The organism is Nevskiales bacterium (genome assembly GCA_035574475.1).
In the GTDB taxonomy this organism is placed as follows: Bacteria; Pseudomonadota; Gammaproteobacteria; order Nevskiales; family DATLYR01; genus DATLYR01.
Genome location: DATLYR010000044.1, coordinates 1 through 3,022 on the forward strand (window position 1 = coordinate 1; position 3,022 = coordinate 3,022).

Genomic DNA, 3,022 nt, shown 5'->3' on the forward strand with positions numbered 1-3,022 from the left:
CCGTGTCCTTCCCCGCTGGGCGGGCGCGTTGCTGGCCCTCAACGCCCTGTTGGTTCCCCTCGGTGCCCTCGTTCCCCCGGCGTACCAGCCCAAGATCATCATGATACCAATCGGGCTTGCGCTGGCATGGCTGGGATACGCACTCTGGGCGGAACGGCGCGCGCAGGCCCCCGAGCCCGTCCTTGGCACGGCCGGCCCCTAGATTCGCCACACGGGAGCCGAGGTTGCCTTCGCTGGCAACTGCATGGTGGGGACAGGCGGCCATATGGTCGCTTGTCGCATGCACCATCAATGGTGAGGATGCTACACCACCGTATCCGCTCGCCTCGGAACGCGCTGCGAAGTGCGTACAAACCAATGCCTATCCGTTAAGGAGCCGCCCATGAACGTCTCTGATGCAGGTCGCGTCCCCGCTGGCCCGCCGCGGCATGCGCGCGGGAAACAACAGCAACCCATAGCGCCGGCCAAGGCACGCTCGGCAGTCTGGCTCGTGGCTGGCCTGCTCGTGTTCAGCGCTATGCCGCTCGTCGGCGGCGTGTTTCGCCTCACTCAGTTGGCGAGCGGCGCGGCGATCACGCCCGCCGGACCGAGCGCGGCGAAGACCAGGTGGCTGGCGGCCCAGCGCAGCCGCGAGACCGGCGTGGCTAGCACCACTTCGGCGCGCAGCTCCAGCTCCTCCGCCCGCAATCGCAGCGTGGCCTGGATCGCGTAGAGCGCGATGATCGGGCCGAAGGTCAGGAAGTACAGGTCGAAGACCACGTCGCTGGGCCGCGCCGTGCCGCCGACATCGCGGAAGAAGTCCATCAGCTGTGGGTTGACCGTCAACAGGTCCGCGACGGTCGTGGCGACGAACCCGAACGCCAGGCCGATCACCGCGAACGCGGCGGCCCAGCCGAGCAGCAGGCCCCGCTGCAGCCGCCAGGCCAGCGCCAGGGGGCTGCGCAGCCGCGCCGCAGCTCTGGCAGACCCGAGGCGTGGGGGCAGCAGACCGGCGCCAAGGTCGCGCCTGACAGAGAGCGCGTAGGCCAGCGCGATCAGTGCGACGTCGGCCGCGAGGAACAGCGCAAAGACCCACCACTGCTCGCCAGCAAAAGGGCGCGTGAGCCGCGCCCAACCGGCCGGTGACAGCCAGGACAGCCAGGCCAGTCGGCCTTCCGCACCGCCGACATCGCCAACCGCGCGCATCAGATAGCACAGGACCAGGACGCCCAGCGCGATGCCGCGGGCCGCGCCGGCGCTTTCGGCCAGCTGTGCGGCAACAGCTGCGACTGCCGTGATCGTCCAAGCCGCGGCCGCCACCGACAGCCCCAGGGCGATCGATCCGCTGGCGTCGAGCCCGAGGGCCATGAGCCCAGCTGCCGCACATGCGGCCATCACCAGGTTGGCGGCAAACGTCACGGCCAGCGCCGCGGTCAACGGCGCGTGCCTGCCGACCACCGTCGAGCCGAGCAGCTCGCGCCGTCCGGCCTGCTCGTCGGCGCGAGTGTGCCGGATGACCGTGAGCAGACTGGCCAGGCCGCCCAGAAACAGCCCCTGAACGGTCCACCGCCAGGCGACGAGCCCGCCCAGGGTTGGCGCGAAAACCGGCCCGACCAGCGCCACCACGGCCGGGCTGCCGGCGGTCTCGGCGGCGTAGGCCTGCTGCAGCTCGGCGGTGGGGTAGAGGTTGGCGAAGCTGGCCGCACTTCCGAGGGCCAGCAGCGCGGTCAGCACGATCCAGACGGCAGCACGACCCGGTCGCGCCGCAGGATCAAGCGGATCAGCGCCCTGGTGCCCGTTAGCTCGTTCATCGTGCCACCTCCTCGGCTGCATCAGGCTGCGTGCTTTGCTCAGTTGTCTCATAGTGCCGAAGAAAGAGTTCCTCCAGTGTGGGCGGCTGGCTGACCAGGCTGATCACGCCAGCGCTGGTCAGCTCGCGCAGCGCGCGACCCAATGCGTCAGCATCCACGGCGAAGCGCACCGTGTTCCCCTGGATGTCGAGGTCATGCACACCCGGCATGCCCGCCAGCCCCACCGGCGCGGTCGCGACCTCGGCGGTGATGGTGGTGCGGGTGAGGTGGCGCAGATCGGCCAGTGTGCCGCTTTCGACCGTGCGTCCAGCGCGGATGATCGTGACGCGGTCGCACAGCGCCTCGACCTCGGCCAGGATGTGGCTGGAGAGCAGCACAGTTCGGCCCCTGGCCTGTTCCTCGGCGATGCACTGCCGGAAGACTGCCTCCATCAGCGGGTCGAGCCCCGAGGTCGGCTCATCCAGGATGAGCAGCTCGACGTCGGAGGCCAGCGCGGCGATCAGCGCGACCTTCTGGCGGTTGCCCTTGGAGTAGGTGCGCGCCTTGCTGCGCGGGTCGAGATCGAAGCGCGAGAGCAGCGCGGCGCGACGGCGTGGGTCGAGCCCGCCGCGCAGCCGGCCCAGCAGGTCGATGATCTTGCCGCCCGAGAGGTTGGGCCACAGCGAGACGTCGCCGGGCACATAGGCCAGGCGGCGATGCAGCGCGGTGGCATCCCGCCAGGGGTCGCCGCCGAGCAGCCGGGCTTGGCCGGCATCGGCCCGCAGCAGGCCGAGCAGGATGCGGATGGTGGTGGTCTTGCCGGCGCCGTTGGGGCCGAGAAAGCCGTGCACCTCGCCGGTGCGGACGGACAGGTCGAGCCCATCCAGGGCGCGCGTGGGGCCGAACGACTTGACCAGGCCGGATACCGAGATCGCAGTGTTCATCTATGATATCTCCTTTGGTGGAGTGCCGGTGTAAGCGTTCAGCCCTCAGCGGTTAGCTATCAGCTTTTCGTGGCATCCTCATGCGTTGGAGCGACTGACAACACTGTCTTGCGAGAAGAGATATTCCGCGTGGGGCAGCACACTGACGGCTGATAGCTGATTGCTGAACGCTTACGTGCCAGTTCAAGGTTTCGGGTTTGGGCGAGCCTCAGGCGGCGCGCACGGCGTCACGGCGAGCAGCGTCAGCCCGAGATCGCGCACCCTGGCGATCTGCCCGTACAGCGCCGCCTGGTCGATCGCCACCCCGCG

At 69.3% G+C, this 3,022-nt stretch carries 3 protein-coding genes; 1 reads left to right on the forward strand and 2 read right to left on the reverse strand.

The window, feature by feature from the left end:
• On the forward strand, positions 1-202 hold a 202-nt coding region (locus tag VNJ47_02675), incomplete at its 5' end, for a hypothetical protein (protein ID HXG27738.1).
• A gap of 347 nt (positions 203-549) precedes the next feature.
• Here the strand turns inward: VNJ47_02675 and VNJ47_02680 are convergent.
• Together VNJ47_02680 and VNJ47_02685 are read right to left on the reverse strand one after the other, a co-directional pair.
• The gene (locus VNJ47_02680) at positions 550-1,812 is read right to left on the reverse strand and encodes a hypothetical protein (GenBank protein ID HXG27739.1); all 1,263 of its coding nucleotides are present in this window, start codon (positions 1,810-1,812) and stop codon (positions 550-552) included.
• Entirely contained in the window at positions 1,787-2,713 is a 927-nt protein-coding gene (locus VNJ47_02685; GenBank protein ID HXG27740.1) for an ABC transporter ATP-binding protein, read from the reverse strand. The genes VNJ47_02680 and VNJ47_02685 overlap by 26 nt, the downstream gene beginning before the upstream one ends.
• Between the last annotated feature and the right edge of the window lie 309 nt (positions 2,714-3,022).